The organism is Lysinibacillus capsici, assembly GCF_003367505.1.
GTDB classification, from domain to species: domain Bacteria; phylum Bacillota; class Bacilli; order Bacillales_A; family Planococcaceae; genus Lysinibacillus; species Lysinibacillus capsici.
In genome coordinates this window covers 240,819-258,815 of sequence record NZ_PXXX01000019.1, presented here as the reverse complement: position 1 = coordinate 258,815, position 17,997 = coordinate 240,819, and the positions used below count along the sequence as shown (strand labels likewise).

The following is a 17,997-nucleotide window of genomic DNA, read 5'->3' as shown; positions in this document are numbered from 1 at the left end:
ATCTTATAGGGTACAGTTTATTGCCTGGACTGACCTTTCCTTATTTATTCATTTTACTTGCTAGCCAAAAGCCTACTGTTAATGAAAATGCATCGATAACGAAAATAATAGGTGGGGATGTATAGCCTGCATATACAGAGGCAGCAATAAGTGCAATGGCTAATAATAATGCAACATAGCGGTTATAAGTAATTCTAGTGAATAGTAATACCAATAAAGCTGGTATGAATAATGCTAGCATCATTTTCCCAAAAACGTCCATTATACTTCCCTCGGCTCAGCTAATAATAATCCAATACGGTAATGATCATTGCTATAAATCACATGTTGTGTTAAACGTAATTCATTGTTTCGGTCTAAAACCTCTAGACGACAATGAGCTGCATTTAATTGCAGTGCTTCATATAACTCATTTTCTGTAAAAATTGACACACCATTTACTTTGCGGATACATTCTCCTGCAAGTAAGCCCATCTTCTCAGCAGGTGAATCAGGAAGAACGGCTGCAATAATAGCCCCCTTCGTACTTGGCGCAACTGCATAATGATCTGTTTTTTCCTGTTGTGCAAAGTAGATAGCAATTATAATGCGGATAATTACACCAACAGCAAGTGTAATGAAGCCAATCACTGGCTCAAAATATGCAGCCAATCCTCCTATTAAAATAAGCTGTCCTAGTAAAAAGACAGGTCGGCCAATTTTTGGATACATATAAGCTGGTAATTCCTTTCTTGTCAGTTTAGTAAAGCCAATGACAAGTGGAAATAACACAAGTGCAAAGCTACTATGACCTATCGTAAACTGTGGCCAATATGGGAATATGGCCGAAATCGCATCGCCAGGAATAACAAAGAAAATAGGTAATACCCATACATTTTTTGACCGATAGACAATTGCCTGCATACCCCGCTTCGTTTTCTCAATACAAGGTGTTGTAACCTTCATCGCCATACGTCGAATTAATAGCCCTTCTGCAATAACACAAAGGCCCGCAAGAATGGTAATTGTCACAATTGCGCCACTCTCTAAATGGACATCCTCTACTGAAATTTTCCACCAGGAAAATGACCAATTGTAATAGGACATACCCCATATGGCAAGTGTGGCAATCCCCATTGTCAAAATAGGCGACATTGCATTCATGACAAATAAGATAAGTGCTACTATAGAAACTGCCGTTAAAATGATTAAAAATTCCTTTGGGACAGTTAGACCTGCTCCAATACTAATGATAGAAATAATTAGTGCATAGAGCCACCCATCTTTCCATTGTCCGATTAGCTCCGTCCAGCCCCAAATAATACGTCTATTAAAATATTTACGCTCCTGTTTTACTCGACGATAACCTAAAATAATAGCAAATATTATGACTATATATAGTAATGGGTTGAGTAAAAAGCGGCCAATCGCTGTTACAATCTCTATTAATATCTCACTAACCATACGAACACCCGCCATTTCTATCTTGAATACTATGAATTTATTGTATCAAAGGACTACACGCTTGCGTAGTACAAACTCATAGAAAGCTTTGTATTATGGTATTTTTGTTCTGTCTGCGAGTTTTATTGGTCAATCGTATGCAGTAAAAAACTAGTGGCCATTTGGAATTGTTGGTCATTTTGACGATCGGCTTTAAAATCCTTTAACGTTTCGTTTAAACTATTAAAGAAAGTCGTGTCCATATAAAATTCATCTTCTGCTAGCTTTAATTTTTTCTGTTTACGATAAAGATTAACGGCCTCTGCGGTCGTTTCATCCATATAGCCATCTAAACGATCGATTTGATAGCCTAGTTTCTGCAAGGCGTTTTGTGAATAGGAAATCTCTTCACTCATATCACCCACTTTAAACTTACCTGTTAGTGGATGAAGTTGAAAAGCAAATAATTCATTTTGCTCAATCATTAAACTAGCTTCAATGCCCTGCCCATGAATCCATTCACGTTTTGGTGTAAGCCATTTGTTGGTTGATAATTTAAGCTCGCCGCCATTGGAAAGCTCCCAAGATTCTTGTACAGTCCCTTTTCCAAAGCTCTTAACCCCAACAAGTGAAGCGCGTCCCCAGCCTTTTAAAGCTCCGCTCAATACTTCACTAGCAGATGCACTACCTTGATTTTGCAAAACAACAATTGGAATTTTATTCATCGTTTCTATATATTTTTCATCAAAGCCTTTTGTTTGCGTTTTTAATGGTTCCATAGCACCTTCCGCATTTTGCATATATGCAAATACTTTGCCATTGTCCAATACTGTGCTCAGTAGCGCTGCGACGCTATGTAAATAACCACCTGGATTATCCCGTACATCGATCACAATTCCTTCCACATCTTTACGAAGTAATTTACTCGTTTCTGCCACCCATTCATTGGCGGTTTTTTCACCGAATAATGAGATCACTACATAGCCAATAGCTGTATCTTCTACCTTCACTACCTCACTAGTTACCGTTTTATTGGAAATTGCTGCACGCTCCATCGTCATCTTAATATGCTTATCTTCACTTGGACGATAGACAACAATGGTTACTTTCGTTCCCTTTTCACCTTGAATTAAATGCATTAATTCACTCATCGTTTTCCCATCAATCCGTACCCCATCAACTTGTACAATTTCATCGAGTGAACGCATGCCTGCTTTCTCTGCTGGTGATGAGCGAACAGGTGACACAACAATAAACTTCCCTTTATTTTCGGTTAGTTCAATACCAATGCCTACTCGTTCCTCAGCTAGCATTTGCCGATGTTGCTCAGCCTCTTCCTTGGAGTAATACGTACTATAAGGATCTTTAATGGCATCAGCCATCCCACGAAGAGCCCCTTCCACTAATTCATCCTTTTTTGTACTGTATACTGATTTTTCTTCAATGATTGTCATAGCCTCACCAATAGTATCAACCTCCGTAACAGGCTCCTTTTTATCGCCAATATTAAACCAATCAAAGTAAATACCACTGCCCACCACCAAACTACTAAGTAGGACTCCGACACCGGCTGTTAATTTGCGCAAATCTTCCCTCCTCCGTCTCTTTTACTGTATGACTCTATTTTTTCAAACATACAAAATTACCTTTCAAATTTGTTAAGAGAGAATATTTCACTTTACACATGGATGTTGGCTGTTGATTCGCACGGATATACCTTGGTTCCCGCGAGTATTCATCTTGATTTCATGAAAAATAAAAAAATCTGCTTGTTTCCACTATAGAAAACGAGCAGATTTTTTATAAATCAATCTAGTGCATCTACATAATCATTTAACATATCCACGTCCATTGGTCCTCTGATGGCGCGTTGAATGAGGCCCTTGGAATCAATAAAATAAGTGGTTGGAATCGTGATGACTTGATAATTCAAGCCAGCTTCATTGTCAGGGTCCAATAAAATAGGGAACGTTAGCTCAAAGCTATCTCTAAATGTCATCACTGTGTCCACTTTGGCATCATCGGTCACATCACGTTCGGCTTCTGTTAAATTGACCGCTATAATTTCAACGTTTTTCTCTTTTGCATACTCATCATAGAAGCTTTGCATATGAGGCATTTCCGCCTTACAAGGTGGGCACCATGTCGCCCAGAAATTTAAAACGACTTTTTTTCCACGAAGATCGCTTAACGTGATATCTTCCCCGTCTAAGCTTGTTAAGGTGAAATCAGGCGGTATATCCCCTTTGCTTAAGCCGGTTTCTAGCTCCTCCATATCCTTACCTAGGGCCGATTTATCAATAGCACGTTCTTCGTCAATTTGTTGTTTTACATATGTACCAATCATCGCAACCACTAATAGCACAACGATCAGCAGTCCAATATTTTTTTTCATTTCTTACCTCCCTCATTGATTCGTTCATGCTGAATAGTTAAGCCCAAACAAAGTAGTATTACACTGACAGCCACAGCTGTTTGCCCTATACCAAGCGGCTGGAAGATAGCCACTATCAAATAGCTAATTGTATAGAGTATGAGAGCTTGTTTCACCGCTATTAATCTCCATAATATGACGAGCGTGACTACACTTAGCACAGCTAATGTTATAACTTCACTCGATGTGTTGTTGTCATTAAATAGCACAGCAAGCATTTGATAAATGGATTGCGTGAGAATAATAGCCCAGTTACCAGCTATCATCTCTTGTTCCTCAAGCTGTAGACTCTGTCGCTTTCTCCATATTTGCAAAGATGCTACAATGACACCGAGAAGAACACCCATTGTTCCGCCATTAAAATAAAGCAATGTAATTGGATTGTTTACTACCGTTTTGAAATCTGTTACAAGCAAACTTAACTTCCAAACAATAATAAAGGTGAAAATGGCATCACTATATAGCTCAGACCACTTTTTAGAAAATTGTAAGCGCAAGATAAGCCACACAATAAAAAAAGTAATAAGTAAAGCGACTGCAGTAGCTGGTAAAGTTAATGTTCGGATTGAGTACCACTCTGTATTTATCAATTCAACGAATCCTCCTCCGAAAGCATAGCATAGAACCTTTTTAAAAAAAGACTATTTCACACTGTTTTAAGAAAATCTTCAGAAATAACAACAATAAAAATACCCCACTAAGTATATATTCATCATAACATTATTTAGAATCTTATAATAGCGATGAAACTTTCAATGGAATATTTCGTAAAATGAGAAAAGGGGAGGAGTTATGCTTTCAAAGCGACTTATACTATGGATTGCTGCTATTTGTCTTAGTATTAGTGTTCTGATGCTGTACTCAGAGTATCGAACAAAGAATTTACTACAAGATTTTTTACTTAATAAAGATCTTCTAGAAATAGTAAATAAGATAACGATTTAGGAAGTTGACAATGGTACCAATAAAAGCTTTGCCATTATCAATCGTGAAAATCCACGATTAGATGTTTGCGTTTAGACTTAAGTACTTTGGAATTAAAAACAACCTTATTAAATAACAAAAAAGCTGATGTTGTCTTTCAATTGGATCTTACTTATTTTGACCATACATTAAAAATACTGTTCTGCAAAAATGGCTTATTGGCTATTAATGGGCAAACCTATAAGTTGGTGAATGGTGAAACATTCGATGAAATATTAAAAGCTATACACTAGAAAACGCTAGTGTATAGCTTTTATGTTTACAATGGAATATATTTCAGTGGATTTACACTGCCGACTGCTTGTCCTTTCCAAGGACCAATATGCACTTCAAAGTGTAAGTGTGGGCCAGTAGAGCGACCTGTACTACCCATGGCTGCAATTTGCTGACCTTGTGTTACTTCTTGTCCTACACTAACATTAAATGCACTTAAATGTGCATAAACGGTTGTGTAAATTTGTCCATCGATAGAGTGCGTTACAATGACAACATTACCATACGAACTAAGTGGTGCTGCGTAAGAAACAACGCCATCTGCTGCTGCCCATATTGGTGTTCCCGTTGCATTTGCAAGGTCGACACCATAATGGAATTCAGGACCTGCTCCAAGATTTCGCCAACCATATGGTGATGTTAAGCGACCGTTCGTTGGTTTTATCCAAGTTCCGTTTGATTGAGGCGCATGGACTGTACCACCAGATGATCCGCCACCATTGTTAGCAGCAGCTGCTGCCGCGGCCGCGGCGGCTGCTTTACGTTTTGCCTCTTGCTGACGTGCAATTTCAGCCAAACGATTTTGTTCAGCAATAATTTGATCTTGCAATTCCTGACTTACTTCCAAAGCCTCTGAGTATTCTTTTTCAAGTAATACCTTTTCTGATTTCAGCTTTTCTTGCTCTTTTTCTAATTGGTCTACTAGTTTATTTTTCTCAGTTTTTTGACTGTCTAATGATGCTTTTAATCGTTCAAGCTCAGCTTTTTTACCTTCTAGGTTTTTACGTTTCTCTTCTACACTTTGCTTTTGCTCTTCTAATTTTTGTTTATCATCTTTTTGATCTTGAATAATTTGACGATCCGCTTCCAATAATGCATTAACTGCAGAGAAACGATCAATAAAGTCTACAAAACTATTAGAGCCTAGCAAAACATCTAAATAACTTACAGAGCCCCCAGCTTGAATGGCACGTGCACGTTCTTGTAACAATAAATCGCGCTCTTCAATTTTATGCAAAAGCTCTTCAATAGAAGCTTCTAACTTTTTAATTTCCTCATTTGTTGCCCGAATATCTGCTTGTACTTTTTTAATATTACTATTAGTTTTGTCGATTTCAGCGTTCAATGCTTGAATTTGATCTAAGATTTGTTGTTGCTTTTCTTGATTAGCTGTAATTGCATTTGATTTATTGCTGATAGATGAATTTAACTGATTCTTCTTTGTTTCAACTTGTTTCTTTTCTTCTTTTAAATCCGATAAACTTGTTGCATATGCTGATGGAGTTTGGATAAAAAGAATTAGAGCAGATGCTGCTGCAAGTGTTTTTAATATGTTTTTCGCCTTACTTTTCACCGATTGAACTCCCCTTCGACTATTCTTTTCTTTTTCACAAATATCCGTTGTGACTAAATTTTTAAAAACTTACGTACTGACATGAAACTTCCCCAAATACCGATCAGTACACCAATGAGTAACAGAAGACCGCTTACCTGATACACAAGTGGAGAAAAATCTAGTAATTGAACAAGCTCTCCTTGTAAACGTGGTGCAATAATTTTATATATATTGTGGTAAAGGGTCGTGACAACCGCAATCGGAATAATTGAACCTAAAATTCCAAGCCACATACCTTCTAATAAGAATGGGATACGCACGAATGAATTTGTAGCCCCTACAAGTTTCATAATTTCTATTTCATCACGTCGAGCTATAATCGTTATACGAATTGTATTCGAAATTAAGAAAATTGCCGTAAATAATAACCCTAAAATAAGTACGATTCCTACATTACGACTAATATTTAAGAAGTTAAATAGTTTTTCAACTTTTCCTTCGCCATACATTACATCATATGTATACTCATATTTATCAATGGTTTTCGCAACTTTTGCTGTTTGCTGTGGATCAGCAGCTTTTACATAAATAACGTTACGTAAAGGGTTACTTTGTTCAAATAGTTTAAAATCATCACCGAAGTCTTTTACTAGCTTGGTTAACTCATCTTCCTTAGTGGAATACGTCATCTCGGAGACACCAGGCAATTTTTTGACTTTTTCGATGAGTGCTTTTTCAGCAGCTTCATCTGCTGTTTCATCAATTAACACTTTAATTTCGACATCATTTTCTAAATCCGTTGCTACTTTATTTAAATTCATCATAATAAGCGCAAAAACACCTACTAGAATGAGCGTAACGGTAACGGCACTGACAGAGGCAATGGTCATCCAGCTATTTCGACCAAGTGATTTGATACTTTCCCGGAAGTGGCGCTTTACTGTACTAAATTTCATAGCCGTATTCACCTCCGTGTTCATCACGGACAATTAAGCCGCCTTCAATTGCAATAACACGACGTCGAATCGTATTTACAATTTCACGGTTGTGGGTTGCCATTACAATCGTTGTCCCACGTGCATTAATTTCCTCAAATAAATTCATAATTTCCCATGATGTTTCAGGGTCAAGATTCCCTGTAGGTTCATCTGCAATCACCACTTTTGGGACATTGACGATTGAACGAGCAATCGATACTCGTTGCTGCTCTCCTCCTGAAAGTTCATTTGGAAACATTCTTGCTTTATGCTTCAATCCAACTAGTTCTAGCACTTCCATAACCCGACGTCGGATTTCATCTGGCTTTTCCTCTATTACTTCAAGCGCAAACGCTACATTCTCATAGACATTCAAACGAGGTAGCAATTTGAAATCTTGGAAAACTACACCAAGTTGACGGCGCAAAAAAGGGACCTTCTTATTCTTTAAAGTTGCTAAATCAATACCATTTACAATTATTTGTCCTGATGTTGCTTTTTCTTCACGGTACATCAATTTAATAAATGTGGATTTCCCTGCCCCACTTGGGCCAACTACATACACAAATTCGCCTTGCTTTATATTAACGGAAATACCATTTGTCGCAACAACACCGTTTGGGTATTTCTTTGTCACATTTTTCATTTCTATCATGATTAAACCACCTAAAACTCTCATCTATGTAAGAGGTATTTCTTTTACTATTATAGCACTCTATTTCTGTTTTTTTATTACAGTTTCATTTCAATCCGTGGCAGTTCCTTCTATTTCATTCTTTCCTTGCCATTATCCTTAAAAATATGACAAAAATAAAAACAAGATTCGCCTCTATGTGCTAGGTCGAATCCTGTTTGAAAAGAAAAAGCATTCAAGCTTTACCTTGAATGCTTTTTACTGTTAAATTTGTTGTTCATCTGTTGTTGTGTAGCGCACTAAAACAGCACCAGTTTTCGATTCACCTTCTATAAATAGGCGATTCGCATTTTCAACTTCTTTGTCGAAACGGACTACTTTGGATAAGAATTGATCTTGTGACTCCATTTTAGAAACATCCTGGATCCCCACATCCACTTTACCGAAATTCGTTACGACTTTACCGCTCAATGAAATTGTTCGTGGGACATATAATTCCACTGCTCCAGCAACTGTTTGAGCTTTAATTTTAGAAGAATTTGTCGAGCATGTTGTTACGACTACATGTCCATTGACAGACTTAGCTTCAACTTCATCCAATGCACCATCCAAATAAACACGCCCATTCAATGTTTCAGCCTCTAAATCCTTACCTCGAACATTCGTTAATTCAATGGAACCATTAGAAGAATCCACTTCAGCTTTTCCAAAATTAAATTTCGTACCTTTAATGGCACCGTTTAACGTTTTCACTTTTAATTCTTCAAATTCTGTATCCTGTAATGAAACACTACCATTCATTAGACGAACAGATAATTTTTCAAGTTTATCCTTTGGTACTAGCACCTTCACATTGACTTGAACAAGCTTTAATTGGCTCAAAATACGAAGTGATTGCGCTTCCTCTTTCACAACAAATTGCTCTAAGAAGTGATTACGAGTTTCTTCTTCACTTTCGTTCATCAAAGGTGCCTTTACCTTGCAAATCACCTGAATAGTTTCTCCTTCACTGGATTCCAATGAGAAGTTACCATTCGGTAATTCAACAATAATATTGTCCACATTGGCAGCAGCCACTTCTTCTGTATGGGTAAATTCAATTTTATCTCCAAATGGAGAAGCTACATCAAATTCCTTTACCTTTTTAACAGCCGTATTCATCATATCCATAAAAAGAGAACCGATTTGCGTTAAATCCTTACGAAAATCCTGCATTTCATCTTGGAAGTATTTCATAAAATCATCTTTTTTCTTGTCACCATCTTTTGATTTTTCTTCAAATAATGGCTCTTTTTCATTTGAAAAGGATTGCGTCTCTTTCGACACATCATTCATAACATGTTGAGTAGACTTGCCAGGTTGCTCTAATGCTTCTAATAATGTAATCGCCTCTTGTGCCGAAATTGTTCCTTTTTCTACAAGTTCTAAAATTCGTTGACGTTCATTTTGCATAAATAAATAGCCTCCCTCAGTTCGTTATACTATTTATACGATTCATCATGTGAAAAGTTTCACTGCAAAATTGAATAAATTGGGTCTTTTCATTTCAACATCGACAGGCTTTTACCTCTGAAGATTTTATTGCTCGTTTTTTAGATTAGTTGGATCACTTCTGACCTCTGTTTTAGTGGGTTCTTCACATTTCGAATCATTTTCAATCTGGATTGAGCGACTTTCCCCAATTTAAAATCACCTTTCAATCCAGATTAATCATTTCCGTTCGAATGTAAAACCCTTAAGACTTAGTAGCTTCTGCTAGCAATGCATCCATTCTCATACGATCACGTTCCAGAATTGGTTTTAAGTATTTGCCTGTATAGGAGCCTGCTACTTCTACTACCTCTTCAGGTGTACCAGTTGCAACAATCGTACCACCTTTGTCTCCGCCTTCTGGACCTAAGTCAATGATATAATCAGCTGTTTTAATCACATCCAAGTTATGCTCAATAACTAATACCGAATCACCGTTTTCAACAAGACGCTGTAAAACGACAAGTAAACGAGCAATATCATCGGCATGTAATCCTGTTGTTGGTTCATCTAAAATATAGAAGGATTTCCCTGTTGAGCGTCGATGTAATTCAGAGGCTAGTTTTACACGCTGTGCCTCTCCACCCGATAAGGTTGTGGCTGGTTGACCTAATTTCATATAGCCCAGCCCAACATCAACAATCGTTTGTAGCTTACGCTGGATCTTTGGAATATTTTCAAAGAACACTACTGCATTCTCAATCGTCATATCGAGAATATCTGCAATACTCTTATCTTTATACTTCACTTCAAGTGTTTCACGGTTATAACGTTTGCCGTGACATACTTCACATGGTACATAAACATCTGGAAGGAAATGCATTTCAATTTTAATAATGCCGTCACCACGACATGCTTCACAGCGACCGCCCTTAACATTGAAGCTAAAGCGTCCTTTTTTATAGCCTCGTACCTTTGCTTCATTTGTTGCTGCGAAAACATCGCGAATATCATCAAAAACACCTGTATAAGTTGCTGGGTTTGAACGAGGTGTACGACCAATTGGCGATTGATCAATATCGATTACTTTTTCAAGCTCATCGATACCTGTCACTTCTTTATGCTCGCCAGGCTTAACCTTTGAACGATTAAGCTTCTGTGCCAAAGATTTATATAAAATTTCATTTATCAGTGTAGATTTCCCTGAACCAGACACACCAGTCACTGCTACAAATAAGCCTAATGGAACATCTACTTTAACATTGCGTAAATTATTTTCCTTGGCACCTTTAATGGAGAGCTTTCGACCATTTGGTTGGCGTCTTTCAATTGGTAAAGGAATAAACTTTCTACCACTTAAATATTGTCCAGTTAAGGATTTTTCATTATTCATAACTTCCTGTGGTGTACCTGCTGCCACAATTTGACCGCCATGGACGCCTGCTCCAGGTCCTACATCGATGAGATAATCTGCTGCAAGCATCGTATCTTCATCATGCTCTACCACAATCAGCGTATTCCCAATGTCACGCATATTTTGTAATGTGCTTATCAGCCGATCATTATCACGCTGGTGCAAACCAATCGAAGGCTCATCTAAAATATAGAGGACTCCTGTTAATCGTGAACCAATTTGCGTAGCAAGGCGAATACGTTGTGCCTCTCCACCAGATAATGTACCTGCTGCACGACTCAATGTTAAATAGTCTAAACCAACATTCACAAGGAAGCCCAATCGTTCTTCGATTTCTCGTAAAACTAATCGAGCAATTTGCATATCCTTTTCAGTGAGATCAAGCTCTTTAAAGAAAGTGTCTGCTTCCTGAATTGAATATTGTGTGACCTCACCGATATGTTTATCAGCTACTTTCACTGCTAGCGTCTCAGGCTTTAAACGATACCCTTTACATGAAGGGCAAGCCTGCTGTGCCATGTATTTTTCCATCTGCTCACGAACATAATCGGATGTCGTCTCTTTAAAACGACGCTCAACATTGCGCACCACACCCTCGAATTCGATCATTTGATCTCGCACATTGCCAAACTCATTTTCATAATGGAAGTGTATCTTGTCTTTTCCAGAGCCATATAAAACTTTATCCATCTTTTCCTTTGGCAAATCCTTCACAGGCACGTCCATTGGAATATCGTAATGATCACATACAGCTTTTAGTAATTGTGGGTAGTACTGCGAACTTGTTGGTTCCCATGGTGCGATGGCATGCTCTAACAAAGAACGATCCCAATCAGGCACCACTAAATCTAAATCTACCTCTTGTGTTGAACCTAAGCCATCACAGCTTGGACAAGCACCAAACGGACTATTAAATGAAAACATACGAGGCTCTAACTCACCAATAGAAAAACCACATAATGGGCAGGCATGATGCTCACTAAATAGTAACTCTTCATGTTCCATCACATCGACAAGCACACGTCCATCTGCCAGGCGTAAAGCCGTTTCTAAAGAATCACTCAGACGAGCAGCAATCCCTTCCTTCATAACAACACGATCCACTACTACTTCGATGGAATGCTTTTTATTTTTATCAAGTTCGATAGCATCATCTAAATCACGCAATTCCCCATCAATTCGTACACGAACAAACCCCTGCTTTTTTAAATCTTCTAGCAGTTTAACATGGGTACCCTTACGTCCAGAAACCATTGGTGCAAGGAGCTGCATCTTAGTTCTCTCAGGATAGGTTAATAAACGATCCACCATTTGCTCAATCGTTTGGGAAGTGATTTCTATGCCATGATTTGGACAAATCGGTTTACCAATACGTGCATAAAGTAAACGTAGGTAATCATAGATTTCCGTTACCGTACCGACAGTAGATCGTGGGTTACGACTTGTTGTTTTTTGGTCAATGGAAATAGCAGGCGATAAACCTTCTATCGCATCGACATCTGGCTTATCCATTTGTCCAAGAAATTGACGGGCATAGGCGGAAAGGGACTCAACGTAACGACGCTGGCCCTCCGCATAAATTGTGTCAAATGCTAGAGAAGACTTTCCAGAGCCTGATAATCCTGTTAAAACGACTAATTGGTCACGTGGAATTGTGACATTGATATTTTTTAAATTATGAGCACGTGCGCCTTGCACGACAATTTCAGTATTTTTCACAAGTCATTCACCCTTCTACCTTCAATTCAAATATTGTATCTCGTAACTCAGCCGCACGTTCAAAATCAAGCGCTTTTGCTGCTTCCTTCATTTCGACTTCTAGGGAAGCTAAGAGCTGTTCTCTTTCCGCCTTTGTCAGCTTTTTGCCTTTTGTTGCCTTTGTTACATACGATTCCTCTTCTTCTGCTACTTGTGTTGCGCGAATCACATCTGGGATTTTCTTAATGATCGTTTGAGGTGTTATGCCATGCTCCTCGTTATAAGCCATTTGTAACGCACGACGACGTTGCGTTTCATCAATCGCCTTTTTCATCGAGTCTGTTATATGATCCGCATACATAATGACATGACCATTCGCGTTACGAGCAGCACGACCAATGGTTTGAATCAATGAACGCTCTGAACGTAAAAATCCTTCTTTATCAGCATCTAAAATTGCCACAAGGGACACCTCAGGGATATCAAGACCTTCACGCAATAGATTAATACCTATTAGCACATCATACGTTCCTTTGCGTAGCTCACGGATAATTTCAATACGTTCTAGTGTCTTAATTTCTGAATGTAAGTATTCTACTTTTAAGCCCATTTCCTTCAGGTAAGCCGTTAAATCCTCAGACATTTTCTTCGTTAGCGTTGTCACTAAAACTCGCTCATCACGCGCAATTCGATCTTGTATTTCATCAATTAAATTATCAATTTGACCTTCAATAGGACGTACATCAATTAATGGATCTAATAATCCAGTTGGACGGATAATTTGCTCTACCATTTCTGGTGTATGCTCCAGTTCATAAGGACCTGGTGTGGCTGATACATAAATCGCTTGATGTACGCGGTTTTCATACTCTTCAAAACGTAATGGACGGTTATCTAGAGCAGATGGCAATCGGAAGCCATGTTCTACGAGCACTCCTTTACGTGCTTGGTCACCATTGTACATTCCTCGAACCTGTGGAAGTGTTACGTGACTTTCATCAACCACAAGTAAAAAGTCTTCTGGGAAATAATCTAGCAAAGTATATGGAGTAGCACCTGCTTCACGCAATGTTAAATGACGTGAATAGTTTTCAATCCCAGAGCAAAAGCCCATTTCACGCATCATCTCTAAATCATAGCGTGTACGCTGTTCTAAACGCTGTGCCTCTAGTAATTTATCTTCTGCACGTAATAATGCAAGTCGTTCCTCTAATTCTTTTTCAATATTTTCAATCGCTTTACGCATTTTCTCTTCTCGTGTAACGAAGTGAGATGCAGGGAAAATAGCAACATGCTCTCGATCCGATAAAATCTCTCCCGTTAGTGCATCTACCTCACGAATGCGATCGATTTCATCCCCAAAAAATTCCACACGAATACAATGCTCATCACGAGAGGCTGGGAAGATTTCCACTACATCTCCACGTACCCGAAATGTTCCGCGAGTAAAACTAACATCATTTCGCTCATACTGAACGTCTACAAGCTTGCGCAGTAGCTGATTACGTTCAATTTCCATACCCGTACGAATGGAAACAACCATTTCTCGATATTCTTCGGGAGAACCTAAACCATAGATACAGGACACAGATGCAATAATAATGACATCCTCACGCTCAAACAATGCAGAAGTAGCAGAGTGACGCAGCTTATCAATTTCATCGTTAATGCTAGAGTCTTTTTCTATATAGGTATCTGTCTGCGGTACATAAGCTTCTGGTTGGTAGTAATCATAGTAGCTGACAAAATATTCAACGGCGTTATTTGGGAAGAACTCTTTAAATTCACTATACAACTGGCCAGCTAACGTTTTATTGTGTGCCATGATTAATGTTGGTTTTTTGACTTGCTGGATGACATTCGAAATGGTAAACGTCTTACCTGTTCCAGTAGCACCAAGCAATGTTTGATGACGTTTGCCTGCTTTCACACCCTCCACTAATTCCGCAATGGCCTGTGGCTGATCCCCGTTAGGCTGATATGGCGCTTGTAAATCAAATGTTTGCACTCATGTCCCCGTCCTTTCTTCCAATTTGTACATATATTTTAGCATAGCAATATTAAAATTTCGAACATTTAACGAACGAATGTTTGTAAATTTTTTTTCATCTCTAAAATTTTTATTACATAACAATACAGTCAATTTAACTTGTTACTCTTATAATAGCCGCTTTATTAGGTTTTCAAGCTTCATCGATGGATGATTTCCCCTTTTCAGAGTGATGGTTATTGCTTTTGGAGCGAGGTCACTTCTTTTGGAGCGGTTATCTCACTGTTATGATCGGAAGACTATACTTTCCGAGCAGCTTTCACTTTTTTATGAGAGGGTCCTCTGCTTTTGGAGTGAAATCTCCAATCCCGCAAATATTTTCAAAATCAAAAAAATCCCACTCTCCAATAGAATGGAGAGCGGGTTCGTCAATATGATTCATCTTCTGTTTGGTGTAAGGAAGTTAGTTCGGATGCGTATTGATAAAATGCGTTTTCATCTTTTTCATCGAGTGCTCTATCTATCAGAACCATGAGCTGCTCTTGCCGATGCATACGCTGGATACGATTTAAAAATAAATCTAAATAAATCTCGTTTAATAATTTCTCTGCCTCATCAACTTTTTTCGACTGACCAACGGCTTTCAGAAAATCTGTATACGAATAATATTTATCCAACGATCTCACCTCGATCCTTTTCTAAATTATATGAAAATTGAATTTAAAAAGCAATGCTTACGATTCGAAAATATCTTGGATTAGCTATTAATCAATGGATATTTAGAGCAAATCCTCTAGACATTTCGTGCTTTTCTGAACGATTTTCAACTATTTCATTTAATTTAAGAAAGTCATATTCTGTTTTACACTACCGTTATCACTAGAAAAAAGGAGGCACTCCCTATATGACAACTAACTTTGTAAACGGCTACTTAATTTCATTCAATACTTATTTGCTGCAACCTATTCAGCATGACTCCAAAGTCTTCACGCATGTGATTGATAAGCATAATGAGCTGATTGTTACACGCAAACCGATGCATGTCCTTCGAAAATCCTGTCTCTCATTAGGATCAACTTATGAAGCTGCAAAACAATCGGCTAAACGTTTTTTCGGCAATCAACACAAGCTACCAATCGTCGTGGCCTTTGATTATGGTTATCCCTGTATTTTTCTGCCAACTTATTCACCCAGCTCCATTCACAATATATGGATAGGGCTTCATGCAATTATTAATATTACACCTAGCGAATTGGGGTGTATTGTAACGTTAAAAAATGATAAACAAATCGAACTACCTATTCGTTATGCTTCCATTAGTAAACAATTTCTTAACGCATCTATGCTGTATAAATATTACATGAATGAACGAAAACAGCTGAGCCAAGATGCACCCTATCATCCACCCTTTTAACAAAAATTCCCCAAGAGCATCTCACTCTTGGGGAATCTGGGTATTAATTTATTTTTGAACGTAAATAGGCATTAATAAATGGATCTAAATCGCCATCCATCACAGCACCCACATTACCTGTTTCTTCATTTGTACGATGATCCTTCACCATCGAGTATGGGTGGAAGACATACGAACGAATTTGGGAGCCCCAGCCTATTTCTTTTTGCTCACCGCGTATTTCATCTAATTGTGCCTGCTGTTTATCAAGTTCTAGTTGATATAGCTTCCCTTTTAACATCGTCATCGCTTTTTCACGGTTTTTAATCTGGGAGCGCTCAGCTTGACATTGTACGATCGTACCAGTAGGAATATGCGTAATACGAACGGCAGAATCTGTCGTATTAATATGCTGACCACCTGCACCTGTTGCACGATACGTATCAATTTTTAAATCCTCTGTACGAATATCGATTTCTATATTGTCGTCAAACTCTGGCATAACATCACAGGAAACGAAGGACGTATGACGGCGGCCAGACGAATCGAATGGAGAAATGCGTACTAGACGATGCACACCCTTTTCCGCTTGTAAATAACCGAAAGCATTGTGACCTTTAATCGACAATGTTACAGATTTAATCCCAGCTTCATCTCCTGGTAGATAGTCCACTGTTTCCACTTTAAATCCACGCTTCTCAGCCCATCGTGTATACATACGTAATAGCATTGAACCCCAGTCCTGTGACTCCGTACCACCAGCACCAGGATGCAGCTCTAAAATGGCATTGTTTTGATCGTATGGGCCACTTAGCAGTAATTGAAGCTCAAAATCAGCCATCTTTTGTTGGAATTCTGCTAGTTCTTTGCCTAGTTCTTCTTGTAATTCTTCGTCTGGTTCTTCACGCAAAAGTTCCAGTGTCATATCTAAATTTTCATGTGTTTCCACTAAATCTTTATATTCATTGACAATCGCTTTTAAGCCATTTCCTTCATTGATAATCACCTGAGCACCTTGCTGATCATCCCAAAAGCCTGGCTCTAGCATCATTTCATCTAGCTCCTGAATACGTGCCTCTTTGTTCTCTAAGTCAAAGAGACCCCCTAAAGTCCGCCAATTTTTTGGCTGTAGTGTCTAACACATTGCGTACATCTGCTAATTCAATCATCGTTAAATCCTCCGAACGTTAGTCATGAAGCTAACACTTTATTCATAAAGCTCCGTATCTTTTTATTATAACGTTTTTAGAAACGAAAACATACTATCTAGCAGATGTTTTGTGGAATTAAGTCAACTATCCTGCGTCTCGTCCTCAAACATATTCTTGGCAAGACGTTGAAATACTTTCACACGGTCATACTGAACAAGTAAATATTTTGTTCGTTTCTCTAGTCTATATTTTAATAAAAAAGCTCTTTGAATCCGAGACTCTAACGCATTGACACTGACATCCACAATAAATTCCTTGCCATTCATAAAAGTAACCTTTGTCCTCTTTTTATCCACAGCGACATAGTCATCTATATGATGAACAGCGAACCAGATACAGTCAGGGTGTAAAGGAGACCTACTAGGAAACCATAAAATATTACAACGTTCGTGCACGACGATAGGATTTTTATTAAGCTTGCCTAGGATCATTTTCGAACCATCGAACGCTCCTCTTAAACTAGAACCAAAATAACGCAGATTAAAGTCCAATAATTTCGTTGGTGGTAACGTAGATATATACTCATTATTTTTCTCATACACCTGCGTACATAAATTTCCAAAGGAATCATACACAGGCATATACATCATTGTTTCACTATTCATAATATCTTTTTTATGCATCTATAGTCCCCCTTTATACATTTTATGTTGCTTCCAGTCAAAATAAAAAGGAATATACAAATATGCGTACATTCCCGCTATTTTCAATGAGTAAGATTGCTTGAAAATTCCGATCCTCCTTAAGACTTAGTATCACCATCAAAAATTCAGGATAATAATAGGATAAATGACTTGTACTATATACCTATTATTACAGCT

The 17,997-nt window shown here is 38.2% G+C and carries 15 protein-coding genes; 1 reads left to right on the top strand and 14 read right to left on the bottom strand.

Annotated features, from left to right (window positions below; genetic code table 11):
• Positions 1-40: 40 nt before the first annotated feature.
• The 12 genes from C7B89_RS18455 to C7B89_RS18395 form a co-directional block, all read right to left on the bottom strand.
• On the bottom strand, positions 41-262 hold the full coding sequence (locus tag C7B89_RS18455) for a DUF2198 family protein (RefSeq protein WP_004227503.1): 222 nt from the start codon (positions 260-262) through the stop codon (positions 41-43).
• Complete coding sequence (locus C7B89_RS18450) at positions 262-1,443, bottom strand: PDZ domain-containing protein (protein ID WP_115674277.1); 1,182 nt, start codon at positions 1,441-1,443, stop codon at positions 262-264. The genes C7B89_RS18455 and C7B89_RS18450 overlap by 1 nt, the downstream gene beginning before the upstream one ends.
• A gap of 122 nt (positions 1,444-1,565) precedes the next feature.
• Positions 1,566-3,008 (bottom strand): S41 family peptidase, encoded by a 1,443-nt coding sequence (locus C7B89_RS18445; RefSeq protein ID WP_048392047.1) that lies wholly within the window; start codon positions 3,006-3,008, stop codon positions 1,566-1,568.
• Positions 3,009-3,229: 221 nt separating this feature from the next.
• Entirely contained in the window at positions 3,230-3,817 is a 588-nt protein-coding gene (locus C7B89_RS18440) for a redoxin domain-containing protein (RefSeq protein WP_115674276.1), read from the bottom strand.
• Positions 3,814-4,446 carry a hypothetical protein gene (locus C7B89_RS18435; RefSeq protein WP_066036283.1) on the bottom strand — a complete coding sequence of 211 codons (633 nt, stop codon included), beginning with the start codon at positions 4,444-4,446 and terminating at the stop codon, positions 3,814-3,816. The genes C7B89_RS18440 and C7B89_RS18435 overlap by 4 nt, the downstream gene beginning before the upstream one ends.
• A gap of 653 nt (positions 4,447-5,099) precedes the next feature.
• Positions 5,100-6,407: a murein hydrolase activator EnvC family protein gene (locus C7B89_RS18425; protein ID WP_048392050.1), complete on the bottom strand. Its 1,308-nt coding sequence runs from the start codon at positions 6,405-6,407 to the stop codon at positions 5,100-5,102.
• 53 nt (positions 6,408-6,460) lie between these two features.
• The gene (gene ftsX, locus C7B89_RS18420) at positions 6,461-7,345 is read right to left on the bottom strand and encodes a permease-like cell division protein FtsX (protein WP_004227513.1); all 885 of its coding nucleotides are present in this window, start codon (positions 7,343-7,345) and stop codon (positions 6,461-6,463) included.
• A complete protein-coding gene (ftsE, locus tag C7B89_RS18415) occupies positions 7,335-8,021 on the bottom strand; it encodes a cell division ATP-binding protein FtsE (RefSeq protein WP_016991524.1) in 687 nt (228 codons plus the stop codon). The genes ftsX and ftsE overlap by 11 nt, the downstream gene beginning before the upstream one ends.
• Positions 8,022-8,264: 243 nt before the next feature.
• Positions 8,265-9,452, bottom strand: coding sequence for a DUF4097 family beta strand repeat-containing protein (locus C7B89_RS18410; RefSeq protein WP_066036284.1), 1,188 nt, complete (start codon positions 9,450-9,452; stop codon positions 8,265-8,267).
• A gap of 283 nt (positions 9,453-9,735) precedes the next feature.
• On the bottom strand, positions 9,736-12,603 hold the full coding sequence (uvrA, locus tag C7B89_RS18405; protein ID WP_112117403.1) for an excinuclease ABC subunit UvrA: 2,868 nt from the start codon (positions 12,601-12,603) through the stop codon (positions 9,736-9,738).
• Positions 12,604-12,610: 7 nt separating this feature from the next.
• Positions 12,611-14,590 carry an excinuclease ABC subunit UvrB gene (gene uvrB, locus C7B89_RS18400; protein ID WP_115674275.1) on the bottom strand — a complete coding sequence of 660 codons (1,980 nt, stop codon included), beginning with the start codon at positions 14,588-14,590 and terminating at the stop codon, positions 12,611-12,613.
• Positions 14,591-15,000: 410 nt separating this feature from the next.
• Positions 15,001-15,249 (bottom strand): IDEAL domain-containing protein, encoded by a 249-nt coding sequence (locus tag C7B89_RS18395; RefSeq protein ID WP_054549770.1) that lies wholly within the window; start codon positions 15,247-15,249, stop codon positions 15,001-15,003.
• Between the two features lie 227 nt (positions 15,250-15,476).
• Between C7B89_RS18395 and C7B89_RS18390 the strand changes: the two genes are divergently transcribed.
• On the top strand, positions 15,477-15,986 hold the full coding sequence (locus tag C7B89_RS18390) for a competence protein ComK (protein WP_048392055.1): 510 nt from the start codon (positions 15,477-15,479) through the stop codon (positions 15,984-15,986).
• A gap of 43 nt (positions 15,987-16,029) precedes the next feature.
• On the opposite strand, the gene prfB is transcribed toward C7B89_RS18390, so the two are convergent.
• A protein-coding gene (prfB, locus tag C7B89_RS18385; protein ID WP_237497242.1) for a peptide chain release factor 2 occupies positions 16,030-17,134 on the bottom strand; the annotation gives its coding sequence in 2 pieces (ribosomal slippage) (positions 16,030-17,058 and positions 17,060-17,134; 1,104 coding nt in all).
• Positions 17,135-17,256: 122 nt separating this feature from the next.
• On the bottom strand, positions 17,257-17,799 hold the full coding sequence (locus C7B89_RS18380) for a competence protein ComK (RefSeq protein WP_048392056.1): 543 nt from the start codon (positions 17,797-17,799) through the stop codon (positions 17,257-17,259).
• Between the last annotated feature and the right edge of the window lie 198 nt (positions 17,800-17,997).

Coding starts and splice junctions, on each gene's coding strand:
- C7B89_RS18450 (WP_115674277.1), bottom strand. CDS start 1,443: ATGGTTAGTGAGATATTAATAGAGATTGTAACAGCGATTGGCCGCTTT.
- ftsX (WP_004227513.1), bottom strand. CDS start 7,345: ATGAAATTTAGTACAGTAAAGCGCCACTTCCGGGAAAGTATCAAATCA.
- C7B89_RS18455 (WP_004227503.1), bottom strand. CDS start 262: ATGGACGTTTTTGGGAAAATGATGCTAGCATTATTCATACCAGCTTTA.
- C7B89_RS18390 (WP_048392055.1), top strand. CDS start 15,477: ATGACAACTAACTTTGTAAACGGCTACTTAATTTCATTCAATACTTAT.
- C7B89_RS18380 (WP_048392056.1), bottom strand. CDS start 17,799: ATGCATAAAAAAGATATTATGAATAGTGAAACAATGATGTATATGCCT.
- ftsE (WP_016991524.1), bottom strand. CDS start 8,021: ATGATAGAAATGAAAAATGTGACAAAGAAATACCCAAACGGTGTTGTT.
- C7B89_RS18410 (WP_066036284.1), bottom strand. CDS start 9,452: ATGCAAAATGAACGTCAACGAATTTTAGAACTTGTAGAAAAAGGAACA.
- C7B89_RS18440 (WP_115674276.1), bottom strand. CDS start 3,817: ATGAAAAAAAATATTGGACTGCTGATCGTTGTGCTATTAGTGGTTGCG.